Genomic DNA, 22,256 nt, shown 5'->3' with positions numbered 1-22,256 from the left:
CAAACTTATAAGAGACATATAATTATCTCTTCAAATTCAGCTCTTTACGTATTCTTATTGCTCCCCAGTCTTCCATACTTATTACCCCTTTTACCCACAATACAGTTTGGGTTATTTTCTTGTAGGGTTGGCAATCTTTTGGATAAAATTGGGTCAATTTTACTTGAGAACTTACACAACTACACTACCATGGAATAATCTCTAATAAATTATTGCCTGCGTATATTTTGTAGCCATTTTTATTGACTACAAATGTTACAGAATATCCAGGGGGCTCGCAGTCTTCTTCAATATGAGCAGTTGTGCATTCTCTTGCTAATTGGAAATATTTTGCAAGAGATTTTTTGGAAAGAGCCAGTTTAACTCTAACCCCACCTATTGTAATTTGTTTTACAGGTTTTTCAATATTATCTCTACATTCAAACTCAAAAATTTCTAATATATAGCGATTATTACCATCGTGATAAAAAAGGTTAGCGCAACTTCCTAATGGAGTAAAATCATAATGCAACTCAAAATATCCTGAGTCTAATGAAAATTTATTTTTAGCAATCCAATTTTTTATTTTCTTTAATTCTTCTTCCGTTAAATAAAACATAGAATTTCTTTCGTCCATAAACTCCTCCTTGTTTTTAGCTTTTTACTTTTGAAACGTCCTAAATATTTCAACAATTGATGAATTGTTCTGTTTTACAGCTATTTCTAATGGTGATTCTTTCTCTGTATTTTGTATGTTTATATCAGCTCCATACTCAAGTAAAAGGTGAACAAATTCTGGTAAATTTGCTCGAACAGCTACATGTAATGGTGTATTTCCAGTTTTTTTGGGGATATTTACATTTGCCCCATTTTCAATTAATAATTTTGTAATTTTTAAATAAGTAAAATAAGTTTCATCTTTATTGTATCTTTTAGAAAGAATTAGGTATAATGTGTGTAAATGATTTTTAAAATTAATTGCTTTATACAAAGGAGTTTCGCCATCAATGTCTAATGAGTTAACATCCGCTCCATTTTCAATAAGACATTTAATTGCTTTTTCATTTTTATATTCTACAGCAATATGCAGCGGTGTTTTTTGGTCTTTATTTCTTAAATCAATATTTCCTATTTTTTCTAAAATATATTTGATTACTTTTTCATCTGCTTTCTGTACTGCTGCATGTAATATAGAATTATCATTATTATCTTTTACATGCATGTTAGCCCCTTTTGCTATTAAAAATTTTAAAATTTCCAGATTTCCAACTAAAGCAGCCGTATACAAAGGAGTTTGTCCTAAACGATTTTCAATATTTAATAAAGCATTATTTTTTATCAAGAATTTTACAGCATTTATATTATTTCTTAAAATCGCAAGGAATAATGGAGTGTTTCCATTTTCATCTCGAACATTTATATTGGCTTTATATTGTAAAAGCAGTCTAATAATTTTTTTATAATCAATATCATTTTCTTGATACAAGTTACTAACGACAATATGTAATGGTGTGATCCCTTCTTCATCAGCAATATTAGGATCAGCTCCGTGCTCAAGTAATAATTTTATTGTTTCAATGTAATTACTCTTGATCTTAGAATTTGCAGATTCAATAGTAAGATATAGGGGAGTTTTCCCTTCATCATCTTTCATATTAATATTCACATCTTTTTGAAGTATGTATTTAATGATTTGATTGTGATGATTAGCACTCGCTAATGGTAGCATCATTTCTAAATCTTTATTTGAAATATCAGTTAATTCGCTTATATAAGAAATTAGATCCATAGATCCTGTTTTTACAGCACAGTATAACAATTCATTTTTATCAATTTTTGCTCCATGTTTAACAAGCAATTTTAGTATGGATAAATGATTATTAATTACAGCTAGATAAAGAGGACTTTTTCCAATTCGATTTTTAAGATCCACATTAGCACCCTTTTCTAAAAGAAATTTTACCAATTCAATATTTCCTAAAATAATAGCCCTGTGCAATGGAGTATCTCCGTAAACATCCTGTACAGCAACATCTGCTCCGTTTTTAATAAGATATATTACAATTTCTAAACAGTTTTGCCTTGTGAATTTGTGCAACGGTCTTTGGTTGAGATTGTTTTTTACGTTAACATCTGCTCCATGATCAACTAGGTATTTCACAACTTCAAAACAATTATTTTCTACTGCATAATGTAGTGGTTTTTCTCCCTTCAAGTTTGAAACATTCAGCTTAATTCCTTGATCAATAAGAAATCTTGCAATATCTATTTTTTTATACTTTACTGCTTTATGTAAAAGAGTATCACCTTTTTCATCCTCAATGTTAATAAGATCGGAATTTTGATGAATAAGCTTTTTAACTTTTAAAGTCTCTCCTTTTTCAATAGCTTTAAAAATTTCACTGTATTGATTTTGCCTATTCTCCATTGAATTTCTCCCAATGAAATTTTATTGGTATGATATTTTTAATTTATTATAACTTGGCGACATCTTTAGACGTTCGTTTAAAGTTTGATTGTTGTATGCAAATTTTCAGATACATAGTATCAGTTTTTCATGAAAATAACTCATCTTAAAATAAAATAACTTACAAGCTCTTAGAGATGAAAGAGAGAGGAGAGTATGGAGTTGGTATATGTACTGCTAATTCAATATCTAAATTACATTTATAAACTTTTCATAAACTTATTCCCTAATTCAGCCAGTTTTTCTGCTCTATCTTCAAGAAGTTTTTTAAATAACTCTGCACGTGTTAAATTGTCATATTTAGCTTTATTAGTTATTAGTTCATTAACAATAACAGGATTAATTAAATTAGCTTCAAGAATCTCATTGAATCTACCATCAACGGCATCTTTAATATGCGATAAATAATCTTCAACAGGTATATCTTTTATTAAATTTTTGTTATCATCTGATGATATTATTACATAATTAGCAATTGAATTTATATAACCATTAAGAACTTTATCTCCAGTATTAGGCTTAGATGCTTTAGGTATTAAATGATGTTTATCAAAATTTGAAGCTAATACGGTTTGCATAGTTTGCCCTGTTATAGACTCTCTACAGCCAATTTATAATATTAAATTTATGTTCTGCCAAAATTTAACTAAATCAATTTATTTTAAATTCTTAAAATATAATGATATTTAGGTAATCAAAATTTTCTATAGATTTCTAAAAATACTTGATAATATCTAAAAATGATTTAAATTACTAAACAACATAATTGAGAGGTGGTAGATTGGGAAAAATCATTAAACTAACAAGTGAAACATATGAGCGTCTTGCTAATTTAGCTAAGCCTTTCGAAACAGAAGAAGCACTTATAAATAGGTTGATAGATTTTTATATCCAACAAAATAATAAATCGAAAGTTATACGAGGTTATAATGAAAAAGATAAAGTTAAAAAACCTTTATTAATTTTTCATCCTGACGAATTTACGTTTTTTAAGGATATATTATCTAAGAAGATTGCATATGGAATAATATACTATAAAAATGGTGATAAAGAATATATCACTTGGAAAGCCCATAAATTAAAACCAACATCGAATTTAAGAGCTAATTTATACTCTGGATATTTAAGAAACTGGCGTAAAAAAGGAATAGTTAAGTTTGAGATATCAACAAATATAGATGATTTAAATTTAAAATGAATATTTTAGTATCTAAAATATAAAAAGGAGCAAACTATGAATAACAAGTATTACCGATATCTTGAAAGTATTGGTAAAAGTTGTTTTAAAAAATATTTTGATTTATTCTCTGATGAAAAAATTCCAAATAAACTAATTATAGATGAGATGCATAATAAGGAAAAATATACTTTAAATTCGTGCAGAACTCGTACTTATAAAGCTAGATGGATAATTCGAAATATAGATAATGCACCAGAAGACATACAAGAATTTTATAATAGTTGTAGAAAAATTAGGTAAAATTACATGAAATATTGGTGTGTTGACGTTAAAATAGGTGACGATATAATGGTTAAACTAAAACCTGAAGTTGTAAACCTTTTAAAAAGTTCTCCGACAAAAAAAGCTTTGAGGTTATCTGTAGAAGTTTTAAAAGAAAAATATAGCAGAGAATGGCCTTATTTATTTTTGGATTGTCCATTCTGTTATTTTATTAAAGATTGCAGAGATTGTCTGTGGAAATATATAATTGATATTCATTTTGATGATATTCCTTGTATATCATATTTAGAAGAAAGAAATTTACTTCAACTAAAGAGGTTATAACATGTGTAAATACTTATTATCCTTTTTTCAATTTTTATTTTTATTAAATTTTTTAATTACAAATGGTTATGCTGAAACAAAAGAAATCATTTCAGAAGGTATATATAACATGGGTGATATGGAAACTCCATTCTTTGCAGAAAGAATGGCTTTGCTAAATGCCAAACGCAATGCTTTGGAAGAAGCTGGCACTTATATTGAGAGTTTTACTAAAATTGAAAATTTCAAATTAACAAAAGATGAAATAAAAATCTTATCATCAGGAATAATAAAATTGGAAGTTCTTGATAAAAAAAGATTAGTCAGTAACAATGGCATTCAATTTTGGGTAAAAATAAAAGCCGTTATAGAAACGGATGAACTTACTGATATGATTAATATAATAAGAGCTAACGAAAAAACTTTTTTAGAAAATTATAAAAAATTACTACAAGATTATAGTAAGGTGCTCAAAGAATTAGATAATCTGAAAAAACAAATGAGTAAAACGACAGATAAACAAGAAATGAAAATGATTCAAAATCAAATTAATAAAAATAGAAATCGATTATTGGCTACCCAGTATTATGATGAAGGATTCTGGTATTTTTTAAGAAATGAAAATTTTAAAGCAATTGATTCTTTATCTAAAGCAATAAATTTAGATCAAAATAACAGTACTTATTATGAATTTCGATCAAGGATTTATATGACGTTAGGACAATTTGATAATGCAATTAAAGATTTAAACAAGGTTTTGGAACTGCAACCAAATAAAAGTGAGTACTATGCAATAAGAGGAGTTCTTTATAGTATACAACATCAAAGAGAAAAGGCTTTGAGTGATTTCAACATTGCAATATTATTAGATCCTGAAAACATAGAAGCTCTTGTGCAGAGAGGTATAATCTATTCAGAAAAAAAAGAATATAGCAATGCATTATCAGATTTTAACAAGGTAATAATATTAAATCCAAATAAAGCTAATGCTTATTCATTAAGAGGGACTATTTATCAGAAATTAGGAAATTATCAACAAGCTTTGAACGATTTTAATAAAGCTGTAGAGCTAAATCCTAATGAATTATTAGTTTATGATCAGAGAGGTCTTTTGTTCTTGGAAATTAAACGGTATAATGATGCACTAAAAGATTTTCTAACAGCATGTCAATTAGGAGATTCTTATGGTTGCAAACTTTTAAAAAATTTAAACTCCAAATTGAATAAAAAATAAGTGTCCATAGTATTTATTTAAATTTGATTTATTAGTTTTTTTAGTTCGAACTCAGTAAGTAGTTTTATAGGAATTTTCAATTTATTATTTTTCTTATTATAAATATAACTAAAATCATCATAAAATTTGAAAGACCAAACTTTAAATTTAGAATTTTCCAATTTACTTTCATATAATAATATTTTTTTTAATTCTTTGAAATTCAAAAAAATATACCCTTTATTTTTTACGCGCACTATGATGATAAAATTAGAATATTTTGAATGATTATACTTTTTAATATTAGCTTCTCGTATATCAAACCAGTAATAATTACTTTTATTTTTTTGAACAGAAGGAGAAAGACAAAAAACTTCATTTTTAATAAAGATAGTGGTATTTTTATCCTGTTTAAATCCCATATCAGATAACACATTTTTTCCATATTGCATTGTTTTAATGTGATTACCACTCATACCAACATCACTTTAAAAAGTATAAAATTGTAAAAGTCAAGTAAAAATCCCCACCTTATCGTAGATGGATACAAAGATACTTACCACTTAAAAATTAATAAGGATAAGAAAAGTATGGTTGATTGTACAAAACATCACCATAATGGAAAATCATTTAAATCTGATAGAAAAAATAAGATGAGAATATAGTACAATTAAATGTTTTTTATAATTTCATAAAATTAACGAATTTGCCATAACACAAAATCTAACATCTTTACTTTAGATATATTCAAATTCAGAAATTTTCTTTGAAACTTTTCTACCAAAAATTCCCCTATTCCAGTTGATAAAAAATTATTAACAACCTGTTGCAATTGCTCATACAAGATTATTATCTTTTTTGCTCTTTCATTTGATTTATAATTTGGTAACTTAAGATTGGTATTTTTCAAAACAAATTTATCAATAACTGGCATATCAGGATTTATTGTCGCTACAAGTTTGCTAGCAAACGAGGCTTCTAACTTCCCTGTTTTTTCTTTCAAGTCAAATAAAATATCAGCAAATGAAACTTTTTTATTATGCTTATTTTGTTCAAGTATATTATAAAAATGCAACTGCCAGACCTTATTTCTTCTTACTCGATAAAAACCATTAAATTTTCTTTGAAATTCAAGATCAATTGTTACATCAGTTATCATAAGTTTTTCTTGTAAATATGTATATTTATATAATACAGTATTATCTATATTCTCAACTACTCTGTTCACATCATCTAAAGTGAGTCGAATCATTTAAATATTCTCCATAACACAAATTTAAAAATAATTTCACTATCGGTAGTGTATAAAAATTGTGAGGGTTTCTAAATATCTATCAATCTATTATACCTTTACTGTTTCTAACTTAGAAGTATCACTCTACATAAACCCTGCATATCCAGTAGTTTTTGCTCTATATAATATTTCAAGCAACTTCTTAACCGTATACTTATACGGAGTCTTGATATTTATTGTTTTTCCATCATCAAGTTCAACCTCTATTCCTTCATCCTTAATCAAAGGAATCGACTTTATCTTTCCAAAATCCATTTCTTTACTTTTTTCAGTTTCTAATACATTAATTAATTCTAATATAGGTTTTTCCAGTTGTTGCCTTGTGCCGTGAAACTTAGGTAAAATTTTCATTTTTATAGCAAGGTCAAATGCCTCATTTAAATCTTTATAGCTAAAATATTTTGAGTTTTTACAATTATATAAAAACATTATTATTTCATCAAAAACACGATACCCAAAATGCAAATTATATTTCCTTAGTAAATTATTGATTTCTTCTAGTTTAGAAGTATATTTTTTATTTTCTGTACAAAATTCTTTTATTTTTCCTTTATCAATAACAGCAAATTCTCCATTGTTTATAAAATCTTCTTTAAATTTTTCTTTTAGTTCAGTGTCAATTTCACTATAATTATTTGTAAAATCTTCTTTTTCCACTTTTGCTACGGTATTATTTTTACTATTTTTAATATTATCTTTTATGTATTCATTAAAACTTCCAACATCAAACTCAATAGTGAAAGCTCTATCCAAAACTTTTGGTGAAAACATATGAGTTGTTTCATCTATATTTACAGTTCCAACAAAATAAAGATTTGGAGGTAAAAAAAGCTCTTGGGGAATATCATTTATTTCTTTATTATGAAGTTTAATACTTTGAGATGTAAATTTATAATTATTTTCACTGAGTTTTTCTTCAGCAAAACCTATTTTTTCTAAAAATTTAACAAAAGATTTGTTTTCTTTAGATTCATTTATATCTTTAAATCTTCTACACTCCAAAACACTCAAAAAATCAGCAAAATAATACTCTACTCTTGCTAAGTTCATTTCATCAAATAGGATAAAAAATGGATCTGCTTTCTTCCCATTCATTGTATAGTTTTTAACAGCATTTATTATAAACTCTAAAAGTTTAGTTTTTTCATAACTTTTAGTCAAAGGATTGTAATACCCGAGTAATGATTTACTATCTCTAAAATCCGGACGAATAGATATAAAAATATGATTTAATATTGAAAACAAATCATCAAGATTAAAACAATTCTTAAATTTACCTTTTTCCCATAACTCTTTAACTAATGGTTCGTAAATAAAATTAGTAAATATTAAGTCATGAACTTCTTTTAAATATTTGTTTTTTTCATTCTTCAATTTCTTTTGACAGTCTGTAAACTCCTTACACTCTAAACAGAAAAATTTTGCAATATTAATAAGATCTTCCAATCTAAAAATATTCAAAATTAAACTTGGATTCCATAAATATGCTAATTTCCATTTAACTACATGTTTAGGAAAAGGTAGTTTTTCAATTTCCTCAATTTTTGAATTCAAAGCTAAATCTCTTAGTTTTATTAAATATTTTTTCAAATTATTAAAAGCTTCCTGTAATGAATCTCCTAATTCTGGATCATAACAATATCCGTTTTCATTCTTAAATTTTTTAGTACAATTACTACTTGTAGATTTATATATTGAAAATTTATGTGCACTTCCTCCGGCAATACCTCCCAAATCTTTGAATTTACCATGTTCTAAGTCATATACCAACCCCTGCCTAGTATCATGCCAATCCACAATCTTCATATTTTTTAAATAGTCTTCTGTATATTTTTCTTGAAATTCTTTAATTGTTTTTTCAAAATAAGGTATGTTTTTCGCAATTTTTTTCATAACTTCTTTAAAGATACGTTGTAGCATTGAAGACTTTGTATCGAAACATTTAACAAACTCTTCAAAGATTTTTGTTTTTCCTGTTCCAGAAAGCCCAGCAAGAATAACAAAACCTTTAGTTTTGAGTGCATTGTAAAAGGAATTTATAACATATTCTTCTAATTTTAATGAATTAAAATGACAAGTTTTTCCCATCACATTTATATATTCACTATTCATCTTACTTGTATCCTCTTCATATAATGGATCTCCATTCATTTTATCTATATCCTCCTTATATAATGGATGAATGTGGGCTCTTACCCCCTTTAAATTTATAGGCTTGTTTATTATTTCTGCTTGTGAGACTTTAAACAAAATTTTTGGCTTTCCTTTTTTCTCTCCATCATCTTCTATAAATTTTTCTAACATCTTTTTTCTTTTTTCTTTATCAAACCATTCGCTGGCTTTATCACAATCTTTCCAATCTTCCGGTAAATCATCACTAAATGGGTCTTTTAAAATTAAAAATCCTTCAATTTTATATCTTGCATATAGAGTTTTGTTTTTTATAGCATATATATAAAAGTATCCTTGTTTATTTAACAAATCTTCTAAATTTTTAATTATTTCCTCTCTACCTGCAGGTAATTGATGCCACCAAAAAATACTACATTTAGAGTCAATCATCTTTCGCGTATATTCTTCTAACTGCTGGTTGTCTACAAAATACAACCCTATTAAGTTTTTCATTTTAACTCCTTATCTCTAATTTTAAATCTATATATCCAATTCCATTTAAAGCTTTTTCTAAACAATCTATAAAACTATTTAATTCTTCAGGTTTTTTATCATTCTCATTGATTTGCCAAAATTTTCCTTTATTTTTATTCCCCAAACACACAGCGGTAGCTGAATTTAATTTTAATCCATCTTTGTAATAATGCATATTTTGGAGAATATCTTTTTTATTATTTTCAAAAATTCTAAATTTTGCATCAAACACTACTTTTTTGTTTTTATCCTTAAACTCTATTAAAAAATCAGGTCTAAATGGTAACCCTGAATATGAATATTTTGTAGACTGGAAATTTAAGATTAAACCATTTTCAAATTTAAATTTAGCTTCTTCGTATATTGTTTTTCCTTGATTTTTTTCCACAAAATCCAATTTAACTTTATACTCTCCAAATTCTTTTTTTAACTCTTTTAACAATTCAACCAAAACATAATATTCCCAGAGAGTCGCCATATCTTTTAAAGAAAAAGCCATATCTAAATCTTTAAAAAACTCTGGGACAAAAGAAAGATGCAACAATCTATATATTTGGAATAACTCTCTATAACCTGACTTTTTCTGTAATACCTGAGAATAGGATGGAAATATATTTAATTCACCAATTTCTGAAAATATATATGAGTTTAAAGCTTTTTCTATTTCATTGTTCATATCTTCTAACTCTTTCAGTAAAAATTTGCTATACAAATCTTTTAGGATGGCAGATAATTCTTTAAGGAATTTTTTTACAAATCTGTTTTCCAATGTATCAAAACTTTCTTCATTTGAGTATTGTAATACTGTTGTAGGTGAATACTTTTTGTTGTTTATTTCTAAAATACCTTCATCTGTCTCTATATAGCATTGAGGATTCTGAGTTATATTTATTAATATGTTGGCATCTATGTTACTAACCTCTGATAACGGTTTATACTCTTCATATTCTGTGAGTTTTCTATGAGGGTTTGATAAGATTAATTGAACTGATGATAATAGCTGATCTCTCTTATTCAATAAAACCGATAGTTTTAAAATATCACTATTAATAGGTTCACTTTCATTGACACTAAAATCTGCCAAAGACAGAGTGTATATTATATCTCCTTTAGAAATTTCCCGTAAAATATAATTTAAAAATTTAGAAAAAAACTCATCGTAAGATTTCTTAATGTCATCAGAATTATTCAATTCTTCCTTTATTAAGAGATTTTTGATTTTTCTAGGGATTATCAATATACTTTCTGTCAAATAACCACAAAAATTATTAACTATCAAAACATCCTTATTATATGAGATTTTTTCTTCAACATTTAAATATTCAAATAAGTGATTATTAACTACTTCACTTAATTGTTTATCATCTTTTAAGCTAATAATTTCATTGTCGATTATTTTAACTTCACTCATTAAACATACCTGCAAAAATGACTATAATCACAATACTCACAATGTTTATCAGGTAAAGCATATATATATTCAGAATTTTTCATATGATTTAGGATATATTCTATAAGTTTTTTATAATCTTCGATATGTTCGTCTGATAATTTTTCAATTATTTCATGCCTCTTAGATGCTCCAATATGATGTATTTCAGCTAAAACTTCAGCATTGAATTTTTCCTTTGCCATTAGAATATAGCAAGGCATTTGAACAGAATTTATACACTTTCTTACCTCACACAACACTTTATCATCATAATTATTTAAAATATCAGAGTTGTTTTCTATTAAATTAGCTACCTTATTTTTGTATGGCATAAGTTTACTTGAGCCTGTTTTATAATCTATTACTCTTATCTTACCATTTTCAATTTCATCTATTCTATCAGCAAATCCATGCAGTTTTAATAAATCAGATTTAAGTTCTTTTTCTAATGCTAATAGCGTAAAATCACTTTGATTATAGAGAATATTTTCAAAGTAAGTTTCTATTCTATATTTTAATATGAGTCTTAACGCTTTTATTTTAAAATTATCTAATTTTTTTAAAAATCTTTTAACGCTTCCATCTTTATCAACATATTTATAGTCAGGCAAATTATCTATTTCTCGCTTTATAGATTCACAAATATGTTCTAAGTCTTCTTTTGTTACTCTTTTACCCAAATAATTTTTAAAATTTTCCTCAAAAAATTTATGAACTATTGTTCCAAGTTTATCTGCTTCAAAATCTTCATCTAACTTTATTTTACCTTTAACTCCCTTTATATATTTTAAATAATAGGCATAAGGACACTGCATATAATAATTTATTCTAGAAGGTGAAATATTACCTTCTTTAAATAACTTTTTAAAATGCTCTTTAATTTCTCCATCCTTTACAATTTTATTGTCAATATTTTCAAACTTGGATAATGCTAACTCATGGGTATATATTTGAAACTCTTTTTTAGTTTTTAATTCATTCAATAAAATTAACTGCTCTACGAATCTGCTTTTTATATACTTATCTACACCGGTAGCACCCGATTTATACATCACATAAACATTTTTAGCAGAATAAACCAACCTGAAAAAATTATATCTCATCAACATCTCTTTTTCTTTAAATGAAGTAAGCCCAAGCTCAACTTTTATTTGTTCAGGAAGTAAAGGATCTATCTTATCTCCGGCAGGAAGAATCCCCTCATTTACATCTGCTATAATTATATTTTCAAAGGATAATAAACGAGCTTCAAGCATCCCCATTATCTGAATACCTTCAAGAGGATGCCCTTCAAACGGTATTGTCATATCATTAACTATTTCTTTGATTAAATGATAAGAAAAAAGCACATCAACTTTTCTTTCGGAATTCAATAAATTTAGATTTTCAACTACTTCATTATAAAAATACTGCAATATCTGTGTTGTAAACTTGTATTTGTCTTTTTGTAAGATATTATTATCAAACTGATTAAATAAGTTTAAAAAAGACCTTCGTAATGTGTAAATGTCTTTAACTTCTATAAATTTCATTAATAATAATCTGAAAAAATCTTCACTTTCTTCAAACTTGTAAGTTGAAGATTGTTCCTCAAATAGCTGTTCTTTTAATTTGTTTGCACTACTTACAATCTCATTTTTAAATAAAGTGAGAATATTTGAATTTAATAACCTAAGCAGCAGTTTTGAGTCCACAATATAACTGCTTGTAGTTTTATGTTTTCTATCCATATCAATGAGCACATGGAATAAAGAATCTAAAAACATCCCCACATCTGTATTACCAAAGGGATATCCCATTGATATATTTATATGCAAATCATCCTTTTTATCAAAATAAGCCAACAATGGAAAAAGTGTCCTTGCATCAGGCAAAATCACTGCTAATTTTTCAGGTGATTTTTTATCATTAAAAGCTCTATATTTATCTCTAACTATCTTAAATATTTCAGCTGCCTCAGAATGAGTATCAGGAAACTGATAAAAATAAAATTCAGTCTCTACTGTATTTTTATCATCTTTAATTTCTTCAATATCACTCTTAACATATTTGTTTAATTTTATTATGAGATTATCTACTATTTTAAACGTATCAAAACCAAGTGTTTCATCTTCCCTTTCTTGCAAATCTGTTTGGATATAAAAGTGAATATCGGCAGTTTCAGAAATATTTTTCATCATTTTTAACTCAGAATTTGATAAATAAATCAGCCCGCTAAAAATAAACAAAGTATCTCTGAATTCATCATGAAACTTATCTGTAGAAGTTAAATCTGATGCTCTTTTAAAAATATTACCATTGTATGTAAAATTACTATAATCTTCTTCATATTTGCTATATAAACTTTTTAAATTTTCTAATATCTCTTTAGCCTCATCCAATGCCTCCACATAGTAGAAATCTTTTAGTTTATCACCTAATAGTTGTTTATCAATTTCATCAAACAACTTTGATAACCTCTTAGCCCATGGAAAAACTTTTACATCATTTCCACCCAGCTTTTCGTAAAGTGCAGGAATTTTCTGTATCAACTCTAAAAAATATATTTCCCTTTCCAGTTTACTATGTATGGTAGGTATTTCATCAGAATAATTGATTACAATATCTTTAACAAAATCTTCTATTGTATAAAAATCAACATTAAGAGCAGCATTCAAATCTATCGATTTTTCAATAAATCTAATAGGACGCCTATTTGCTGAAATAAAAATTATTTTTCTATATTCGTTCTTTAATTTAACTAATTGTAATGCAATATAATGAACAAAATTAAAACCTATATCAATTTTATATACTTTAACTGACACTTACAATCTCTCCTGTTTCTGTATAATAAATAACACCTTTAGCATTATTAAAAAACTTCATATAATCTTTTAGCTGTGATTCATGCTTATGTTCTTTTTCTCCTGTTTTAAAATCAATTATGTAATAACAATCACCTTTTTTTACTAACCTATCGAGTCTGAAAATTCTCCCTTGTCTATCAACAAGTTCTTTTTCATTCCAATAATCATCTATTTCATAATAATAATTCCTTAAATCAACTAATGTTCTTTTCATTAAATCTATCACAATCTCATCCTTATATTTAAGAATTTTAGATGCTTTGTCACAAGCGTTTTTTATTATACTATCTAAATCATCATTTTCTTCTATCTTTCCAATATATGACATAGCCATGTGATATAACTCACCCAATAATTTCTCAGTAGGAGTAAGATTTAAAAAGTAATTTTCTGGATAAACTTTTAAAAATTCCCTAAAAGTAGAATTTATTTTCAATTTATAGTTATGATGAACTTCTTTTGACTTATCTTGTTGACATTCACTTTTCAAATCTCCAATTATGTAAGGATATTCAAGGTTATCACTCTCTTTTATTTTATTTAAAATCATATGTAATAAATTTGCCGCAGTAATTGTTTTACCGTATTTACCTTCTTTTGTAAGTTTGTAAGCGCCTAGTATAAATAAATTCTCTTTTGCTCTTGTGTTGGCGACATACATAAGATTAAGAGACTCTATAAATTTTGTCTTTACGTGCTCAAAATATTTTTCCTTAGCATCCGGTAAAATATCTTTTAAATCACCGCTGATTTTAACAAACACATATTCGTCATTTTGTGTCAAAGACGAAATGTTTACACTATCATAAATTGTTATATTTTTAGTATCGTATAGACTCCAGTCATAAAAGGGAATAATTACTGTATGACTTTCAAGTCCTTTTGCTTTATGGATTGTCATTATCTTTAAGGCATCCAAATCCTCGCTAATAGTAATTGTTATATCTTTATTATTATAAAAATACTCTAATATATCTTCCAAACTCTTTTGGGACTCGGTCAATTTCAAAACTTCTTCTAATAACCTATCAAAATACAATCTATTGTTATCTACATCAAAAATATCCAAACTCATTAATTTACAAAAAACTTCATATGGTGATAATAGTTTTACATCTTCCTCTATTTCACTAACAATAGCTGGTTCTATGCCTACTATCTTCAAAGCAGATTTGTAACTATCATCATTTGAATAAATAACGGCTGACAATAACAAAAGAATTTTTTTAATTTCAAAATTATTTAATAGCACAAGAGAATCTTCTGTAATAAACGGAATCTCTGGAAAATCCTTTCTTACCCACTCTACCACTTTATCAATATTCTTCTTACTTCTTAATAAAATCATTATATCAGATGGTTTAATTTTTTTGTCGTAAAGTAGCTTGCTTAGAATATTTTTAAATTCATGATGATAAAAATCTTCTTCAATAGATTCACTGCTGTCATCATTCATTTCTCTTAAATTAATTTCTACATACCCCTCTGAATCAATATAGTTGTTTTGAGATGATTTTTTGTAAATATCTTCGATGGCTTGTTTTAACTTATCAGCCAAAAGATTCTTATATTGGTTATCTAATACATCGTTAAAATCATTGTTAAAGATATTGTTAACATCAAAAATCTTATTATTAACTTCAACTACATTTTTAGAAGAACGGTAATTCGTGTTGATATAATCTTGTGCTATTCTCAAGTTGTTTTTCCCAAGTACTTCATCAAATATTGTATAATCTCCGCCTCTCCACGCATATATTGCCTGCTTTTTATCACCAACTATAAATAATGAACCACCTTCTGCAACGGCATTTTCAATTAGGTGGTATATAGCATCAAACTGTTCCTTCGATGTATCCTGAAACTCGTCAATCAAATAATGTGATATCCTTTCCCCTAACCTACAAAAAGCATAACTGACACCTGAATCCTTTAGTAAAATATCACTTACATCTTTAGCTATCCTACTCCCATCAACAATATTTAAAAATGACTTAATCTCTGTTTCTTTCTGCCTAAACTTTCTTAACTGAACAGCTACAGAGTTAGTTTCATACACATGTTTTAGTAAAATATATTTCTCAACAGCTGAAACACATACTTTTAATTTTGAAATAAATTCACTTTCTTTTAAACTATCTAAAGATTTCCCTTTACGATATAATGTTATTAAAGAATCAGCCTCGACAATAGCTTTAAAATCACTATACTTCTCAATCAATTTATCAAAACTTAAGTTCCTAAATTTTCTTATTTTATTCCCATGAAAGATACCGACATTATGTTCAATAACACGTTCAAAGTAAGAAATGTGACTTAATATACTATTTTCTATCTCAGTTTTTATTTTTCTCAAATTTTTAGAAGTTACTTGAAATTTGTCACATAAATCATCAAAAGTTAATAAACCGGCAGGAATATCTAAATCTCTAAACTTCTCGATTCCTTGCCTAATGATATATTCTGCATTCATACCCTTATATTCCAAAAATAAAAGACTATTAAGAAAATTGAGTAAATCGTTAAAATTACTTGGATCTGTAATAAGATCATCTATTGCAAGTTGAAAAATTTCATCCCTATCAAATGTAATTTCGTAATCGGGATAAATCTTTAAATCGATTGCAAATGCTTTTAAAATTCTATTCATAAATGAATCAATTGTAGTGATATTAAAATCACTATGATTTTTTATTATATCTACTAACAATGCTAAAGCATCTCTTTCTTCAACATTAAAATTAGTCTTATCAAATTTACTATCTTTATAAATACCTGCTAATTTTTTTAAAAACAGTATTACTCTTTCTTTCATCTCAGCTGCCGCTTTATTAGTAAATGTGATCGCAACAATAGAGCCAATTGAATCAGGATATAAAAATTCATCATCTATTCCTGGATTAGATACTTCACAGGTTTTCCTGCTAACATTTGATTTTTTAGATAGTAAGTATAATGTTAGTAAATGAATAAATCTTTTAGCAAGCTGATAAGTCTTGCCTGATCCTGCCGAAGCTTCAATACATAAGCTATTAATAAATTGATTTGATTCTTTATCACTCATGTTTAACCCTCTTTACATCCCCCTTAACAAAAGTTACCCACCCTCATTGCCCCACCAAAAATAATTATAGCATAATTTCATCTATTAGTTTAAAATAACGTATGCTGTTTTAATAAATTTCATTTTAAATTCTAATTGCAACTTGCTTCACTACCTCTACTAATTTTCTATTAGAAAAACCATACAACTCTTTAATAGCTAAAATTAAGGATAACCAAAGCGATGTGCCCTTTAAATAAGGTAAATCATGCTTCATGAATACCTCTAATGTCAGTTTTATAATTATTATAATCCCAATAAGCGTCAGTTTCTGTCGTCTGATATTTTTCTAAGTGAATTTATTAAATATTCTCTCAGGACTTCTTTATATTTCTTTGGTGAAATAACTTCTATGTACGGTGCCCAGCGAATTATTTGATAAATAAAATCAGAATCATTAAAAACAGTAAATCTTACTACAAGTCCATCTCCTAAATCAGATTCTATAATCTGTCCTGTTAAACATTTTTTCCTTCTAAAATAATCAGCAACAATTTTATCAACTTTTATAACAACATCATCTTTTTCATCTTCCGAAAACCAAATATTATTTGCTGAATTTAAAAGCTTATCAACATCCATTTTTGGTACGAAAAAACTATCCAATAAATTAAGCTTCTCAATCTGATCAACTAAAAACTTCTTTAAAACATCATCATGTTCACCTACTAAATACCAAAACCCTTCTGATAAAACTATTTTATAGGGATTCACTGTATAATCCCTATTATATCTTTTATAAAAAAACTTAATCCTTTGTTTGTCCTTAATTGCCTGTTCTAATTTAGATAAAACTGGTGATATCTTATCAAACTCTACATTATCCACATATAAAAAACTCACTGGTGATGTAAGACTATTTAAGTGAAATATTTTCTTTTTCAGATTCTCAATATATTTAGCAGAAACTTCATTAAGATCTCTGCTTATAAAATCAAATAAAGCGTTAATATAATACAGTTCTGTCTGGGATAAAATTGTCCCTTCAAATCTATAATTTTCTAATAACTTATATGATTTATCATTTTCATCATATGTAATACCAGGTAATACTTGTAACTCTTGTAAGTATCTTTGAGCAGTTCGAATGCTCACCTCTAATTCTTCAGCCACAATTTTGGAATTTATCTTTTTCCGTTCATTCAATAATCTTATTAATCTAAGTGCTGTATAAAGTTTGTTCATACCACTATATAAATTAATAACTTTTTAAATTTAGTTTTTAACGCTCTATTTCTATAAACTTAATTAATAATGTGCAGTATTGCCAATTTCCTTTAAAATTATAACTCCATTTTTAAATAATTTTCTACTTCCCATATAATGTGTGAAGGATGTATAATACCTAATACTTTAATGTTATCAAAAGAACATTTACATAATATTCTTTTATTATTAACTTTTTTACATTCTACTTTGCAGCTTTTATGGAATCTTTCAGAAATTATCTTATCAATAAATAAATCAAAAGTTTTGATCCCCTCTATTAAAAGGATTCTGGGTTTTAATTTTTCTATTATTTCTTTCACTTTATTAAAGCAGTACTCTTCTATCTCAATCCGAATTTTTTTATTGATTTCTTTCCATTTAGCGATGTTTTTTGTTCTAAAAAAGATCATATTTAATTTTATACTGTTTTCTAAAAGCTGAGTTTTATTAAGTCTTTTAAACAATTCATACATGTTCTTTGCAGCTTTATAGTCTTTATCATCTTTATACGTAATATACTCATGTTTTTCTGGAATACTCATAGCTTCTTCTTTATTAAAATCTTTTTCATCTCCCCCAGGATTGTAACCAATTATCATTAGTTCTGGGTTTAATCTTATTGGAGAGTAAAAAACTGCAAATCCATATTCTTGATTAAATTCCTTGAAATTCTCATAAAAAGTACTGACATCTTTTAGAAGATTTTCAGCCCACGTTTTACACATATATCCCCCCCTTAATAATTATACTAAAATTATATCACAAAACTATTCCACTTCAATAATGTTTAATTTATCATACCTAAATATTTCTTTTAACTCACTCAAGGTTCGTAATTTTACATTATTAACCTTTAAGAATCTCATGAACGAATCGAATTCAGTTTCAGTTTTAAATGATTTTAAAATATCTAAATAAAATTCAGGAAAGAATTCAGTTTCATAAAAAAATTCACACTCCTTCAAATGCCCTTTTTCATCAGTATGAAAAATAAATATCCCTATATTTGAACTGAACAGGAAATAATCATCTGCAGGAAAAATTCCGTCTTCATTTGACATAGAAGATAGGTAGAAAGAACCACAACATGTTCCGTAGCATTTGTCATTTTCATCAGATATACAGTTACAAATCCCTGTAATTACATAATTTCTGAGTTCTTTAGTTATCCTATTTTTGGAAATTTCATGACAGCTCTTTGTTAACAAAAATACTATAAAATCATACATCTGCCTAAATTTAGTGATCTCTATCGATTTCGCCACAATAACCTCCTTTATCATAGATTCTTTTCAATATACACAGATAATACGACAATTTCTGTCACATACGATAAAAATTAACAAAAAATATTGTTACGTTTTCTAACACTGGAAATAAAACTTTAAATCTCATTGCATGACAAAATCTGTCGCTTGCTTAGTGTAGCAATAAAAACACAAAACTTACAAGGGGGATAATATGGCTCAATTGATAATGAAAATTTTAAAAGTTTATAATGATGAAAAGATATTGGGCAAATTAAACAGTTCCACTGAACTCACAAAAGTTTTACAAGATTATTTTCATATAAATAATGATGAGGCAAATTTATTAGGATTTTTAATTGCTAAAACTATAGATGATATCAAAGGGGTTGATATTAAACACTTTTGCGATAAAATAAATATGCCCAAAAAAGAATATTTAAGCCTTCTAAAACTGATTATTGCCTTAGAAGATAAAACCTTTATTACAACTAAACCGAATGAATTACATATTTTTGATACCCAAGAAACAATATTGAATCCCAAAATAAAGGTAGAAGCAACTGTCTTAAAAAAATTGATAAGCGAAGAACCTATAATTTCATCAGAAAAACTGAAAGACAATAATACTGTTTTAGAAGCCTTAACGAACCCGTTAAAAGAGAGAATATCAGGAAATATATCTGCTTCACTATTACTATCATCTATCAATGATATAATGCAAAAAATAGACAGGTCTTTATATATTTATCAGTTATTATCAAAATATTCTCAAGAAGAGCAGATATTTTTTCTTTATATTTTATCCACTCATTTCGAAGCTTATCATTATCCAGAACCAATGATCGAGAATTTTGCAGAAATAATGAATTTTTCAATACACAAAAAGCTAAAATTCCTTTACGCAATATTAAAAAAAGAACTGCCAATAGTGAGAGATAGTATTATTCAGATTGATTCAGAATATCCTTATTTAAACCCATTTGATGTAAAATTTAAAATAAATGAGCTTGTGATAACAAAACTTTTGTCTCAAAAAGATATGCTTTTCTTATCAGATATTATCACCTTTAAAAGTAAAGAAATTATAATTGAAAATGTTTTTTTCAATAATGAAATACAGAAACATTTAGATTTAGTAAAAACAATTTTAGAAAAGGTTGACTCAAAAATTGCAAAAGAAAATTGTTCTCCAACTGCAATCAAAATAATTTTTTATGGTGAAAGTGGAACTGGTAAAACAACTACTGCTTATTATTTAGCAAAGGTTACAAACAAAGAAATCTTAGAAATCAATAACAAAGCATTTGATGGAATTGATTTGAATTATAATTATCAAATTTTAAACGAGATTTTTACTTTTTACAAAACGGTTAATAAAGATTTAGAGAATTTACCTATTTTATTTTTTGATAACATAGATGTCATTTTTCATAAAATACCAGAAATTAAAGCTTTTGGACATCTAAAACACATTAGATTTTTAAATAATTTCATAAAACTACTGGATAATTTTAGGGGGATTTTCATAGCTACTACAGAAAAATTGGAATCCTTACCAGAATCTTTAAAGAATAGATTCAATATTAAAATACAATTACAATTTCCTGATGAAAATACCAGAAAAAATATGCTGGCAAAGTTATTACCAGCGATAGAAGAAATCGAAATTAATCGAATTGCAAAGTATCCATTGACTTATTTTCAGCTAAAGAATCTCTCTCGTTTGTTTCATTTATTAAAAACAGCATATCCAGATTTTGTCTTAAATAAGATTTTTGATATAATTAAATAAAAAACAATTAGTAAACTGAGGTGTTTAATGGCTTATTTAGCTGAAAAATTAATATCTTATATAGGAAAAGAATTAGGTGATTACATGAATAAAAACGGAGATTTGATATATAGCTCATGGAATACTTGAAAAAAGGTGGAATATACCTATTAGCTATTAGGATTTAACCCTGGCGGAAAAAAAGAGAATCACTTAAAAAACATATTGACTACAAAAAAAGAATCCTACTTATAATACATATCTTGATGATAAATCGTACAGATAATTCTTTCTCTTCATAGCTGGATACTGTTTTGGAACAATAACCATTGCGTAAATTATCTGCCTTATTAGATGATTTATCATAACGAGAAATCAAATAACTCTGTAAGTTTATCTTCATAAATAGCTTATACAACATCTTTAATGATTTCAGAAAAAATTGATGGCAAATCTTCATGGAAAGTTAATTTCTTTTCTTTTATGAGTCTTTTAATCTCTTCTCTGTTGAGAAGATAAAATTTTCCTCTCTATCATTATTAAGTTAAAATATTTCGAGAAAAATTTACACACTTTGCGTTACAGAACCTTTTATTTTATTTATAAAATTATAATACTTAGAATTACCAAAGAGATTTATTATTTCGCATTTTTTCATATCTGGAGAATAACTAAACATAAGTTTTATTGAGTCAAGGTTATTAAAGTTTTCATTAGCTAAACACATACCTAATTCTGATTTAAAGTCAGTTTCAAAAAATCCTTCATCTGTATATATTAGCAATATTTTTAAAAAATATAATTTACTTATTTTTTCCATTTTTTTATCTTTTCTGTAAGATAATTCAGTGAGTTTTCTTATAAATTCTTCTTCAGTCCATAATCTAAAATATTCATTATTGTCTTCCTTTATACTTTTTTTAATACTATCTCCATCAACAAGTTCAGTTAACTCAAATCCTAGGCTATACTTTTGTATTTTAGCTACTATATCCGGCGGATCTTTATCATTTAATTTCCATTCTAAATCAAAATTAAATTCATCTGAACAAGAGAGAAACACTTGAAATGTAAATCTCTCATTAAATCTCTTATTAAAACACTGTTTGTCCTTTAATATATCATCATGTGTCTTTTTATCTATTAATTTTGATTCGTGTAGTAAATTAGGTGAAATGCAAAAATAGTTACATATAGGCCTATCCTTTTTCATAGCTCTATCTTGTTGTTAAATAATCTTTTCAAATTTTCTTATTTGTATATAAAGTATGATTATCC

At 26.5% G+C, this 22,256-nt stretch carries 19 protein-coding genes; 5 read left to right on the top strand and 14 right to left on the bottom strand.

Translation table 11 applies throughout. The annotated features are described in order from the left end of the window. Positions 1–184 precede the first annotated feature (184 nt). From FHQ18_RS09655 to FHQ18_RS09645, 3 genes are all read right to left on the bottom strand, one after another. A complete protein-coding gene (locus FHQ18_RS09655) occupies positions 185–616 on the bottom strand; it encodes a hypothetical protein (RefSeq protein WP_149266974.1) in 432 nt (143 codons plus the stop codon). Positions 617–640: 24 nt separating this feature from the next. Then, entirely contained in the window at positions 641–2,407 is a 1,767-nt protein-coding gene (locus tag FHQ18_RS09650) for an ankyrin repeat domain-containing protein (RefSeq protein ID WP_149266973.1), read from the bottom strand. 239 nt (positions 2,408–2,646) lie between these two features. Further along, complete coding sequence (locus FHQ18_RS09645) at positions 2,647–3,024, bottom strand: hypothetical protein (protein WP_149266972.1); 378 nt, start codon at positions 3,022–3,024, stop codon at positions 2,647–2,649. Between the two features lie 203 nt (positions 3,025–3,227). On the opposite strand from FHQ18_RS09645, the gene FHQ18_RS09640 reads away from it, so the two are divergent. From FHQ18_RS09640 to FHQ18_RS09625, 4 genes are read left to right on the top strand one after another with little or no spacing between them, the layout of a single operon-like run. After that, the gene (locus FHQ18_RS09640; protein ID WP_149266971.1) at positions 3,228–3,644 is read left to right on the top strand and encodes a hypothetical protein; all 417 of its coding nucleotides are present in this window, start codon (positions 3,228–3,230) and stop codon (positions 3,642–3,644) included. Positions 3,645–3,680: 36 nt separating this feature from the next. Next, positions 3,681–3,926: a hypothetical protein gene (locus tag FHQ18_RS09635; protein ID WP_149266970.1), complete on the top strand. Its 246-nt coding sequence runs from the start codon at positions 3,681–3,683 to the stop codon at positions 3,924–3,926. 6 nt (positions 3,927–3,932) lie between these two features. Beyond that, on the top strand, positions 3,933–4,232 hold the full coding sequence (locus FHQ18_RS09630) for a hypothetical protein (protein ID WP_149266969.1): 300 nt from the start codon (positions 3,933–3,935) through the stop codon (positions 4,230–4,232). Position 4,233: 1 nt separating this feature from the next. Further along, positions 4,234–5,445, top strand: a complete 1,212-nt coding sequence (locus tag FHQ18_RS09625; protein ID WP_149266968.1) for a tetratricopeptide repeat protein — start codon at positions 4,234–4,236, stop codon at positions 5,443–5,445. 17 nt (positions 5,446–5,462) lie between these two features. On the opposite strand, the gene FHQ18_RS09620 is transcribed toward FHQ18_RS09625, so the two are convergent. The 10 genes from FHQ18_RS09620 to FHQ18_RS09580 all read right to left on the bottom strand — a co-directional run bounded on the left by FHQ18_RS09620 (position 5,463) and on the right by FHQ18_RS09580 (position 19,240). Next, entirely contained in the window at positions 5,463–5,900 is a 438-nt protein-coding gene (locus FHQ18_RS09620) for a hypothetical protein (protein ID WP_149266967.1), read from the bottom strand. 221 nt (positions 5,901–6,121) lie between these two features. Then, complete coding sequence (locus tag FHQ18_RS09615) at positions 6,122–6,676, bottom strand: hypothetical protein (RefSeq protein WP_149266966.1); 555 nt, start codon at positions 6,674–6,676, stop codon at positions 6,122–6,124. Between the two features lie 126 nt (positions 6,677–6,802). After that, positions 6,803–9,343, bottom strand: a complete 2,541-nt coding sequence (locus FHQ18_RS09610; protein ID WP_149266965.1) for a hypothetical protein — start codon at positions 9,341–9,343, stop codon at positions 6,803–6,805. Between the two features lies 1 nt (position 9,344). Then, positions 9,345–10,775: a DUF2357 domain-containing protein gene (locus FHQ18_RS09605; protein ID WP_149266964.1), complete on the bottom strand. Its 1,431-nt coding sequence runs from the start codon at positions 10,773–10,775 to the stop codon at positions 9,345–9,347. Then, the gene (locus tag FHQ18_RS09600; protein WP_149266963.1) at positions 10,775–13,603 is read right to left on the bottom strand and encodes a PD-(D/E)XK nuclease family protein; all 2,829 of its coding nucleotides are present in this window, start codon (positions 13,601–13,603) and stop codon (positions 10,775–10,777) included. The genes FHQ18_RS09605 and FHQ18_RS09600 overlap by 1 nt, the downstream gene beginning before the upstream one ends. Continuing rightward, complete coding sequence (locus FHQ18_RS09595; RefSeq protein WP_149266962.1) at positions 13,593–16,709, bottom strand: UvrD-helicase domain-containing protein; 3,117 nt, start codon at positions 16,707–16,709, stop codon at positions 13,593–13,595. The genes FHQ18_RS09600 and FHQ18_RS09595 overlap by 11 nt, the downstream gene beginning before the upstream one ends. 124 nt (positions 16,710–16,833) lie before the next feature. Continuing rightward, entirely contained in the window at positions 16,834–16,965 is a 132-nt protein-coding gene (locus FHQ18_RS12870; RefSeq protein ID WP_281285455.1) for a hypothetical protein, read from the bottom strand. Positions 16,966–17,012: 47 nt separating this feature from the next. Continuing rightward, complete coding sequence (locus FHQ18_RS09590) at positions 17,013–17,933, bottom strand: helix-turn-helix transcriptional regulator (RefSeq protein ID WP_149266961.1); 921 nt, start codon at positions 17,931–17,933, stop codon at positions 17,013–17,015. 98 nt (positions 17,934–18,031) lie between these two features. Further along, a complete protein-coding gene (locus FHQ18_RS09585; protein ID WP_149266960.1) occupies positions 18,032–18,682 on the bottom strand; it encodes a uracil-DNA glycosylase family protein in 651 nt (216 codons plus the stop codon). A 42-nt stretch (positions 18,683–18,724) separates the two neighbouring features. After that, complete coding sequence (locus FHQ18_RS09580; RefSeq protein ID WP_223144611.1) at positions 18,725–19,240, bottom strand: hypothetical protein; 516 nt, start codon at positions 19,238–19,240, stop codon at positions 18,725–18,727. A gap of 178 nt (positions 19,241–19,418) precedes the next feature. Here FHQ18_RS09580 and FHQ18_RS09575 point away from each other — a divergent pair, with 178 nt between their 5' ends. Further along, complete coding sequence (locus tag FHQ18_RS09575) at positions 19,419–20,999, top strand: AAA family ATPase (RefSeq protein WP_149266958.1); 1,581 nt, start codon at positions 19,419–19,421, stop codon at positions 20,997–20,999. 544 nt (positions 21,000–21,543) lie between these two features. Here FHQ18_RS09575 and FHQ18_RS09570 read toward each other — a convergent pair. Beyond that, positions 21,544–22,191 carry a hypothetical protein gene (locus tag FHQ18_RS09570; RefSeq protein ID WP_149266957.1) on the bottom strand — a complete coding sequence of 216 codons (648 nt, stop codon included), beginning with the start codon at positions 22,189–22,191 and terminating at the stop codon, positions 21,544–21,546. Between the last annotated feature and the right edge of the window lie 65 nt (positions 22,192–22,256).

Source organism: Deferribacter autotrophicus (genome assembly GCF_008362905.1).
In the GTDB taxonomy this organism is placed as follows: domain Bacteria; phylum Chrysiogenota; class Deferribacteres; order Deferribacterales; family Deferribacteraceae; genus Deferribacter; species Deferribacter autotrophicus.
The sequence above is the reverse complement of the archived record's forward strand: the minus strand, read 5'-3'. Positions and strand labels throughout refer to the sequence as shown.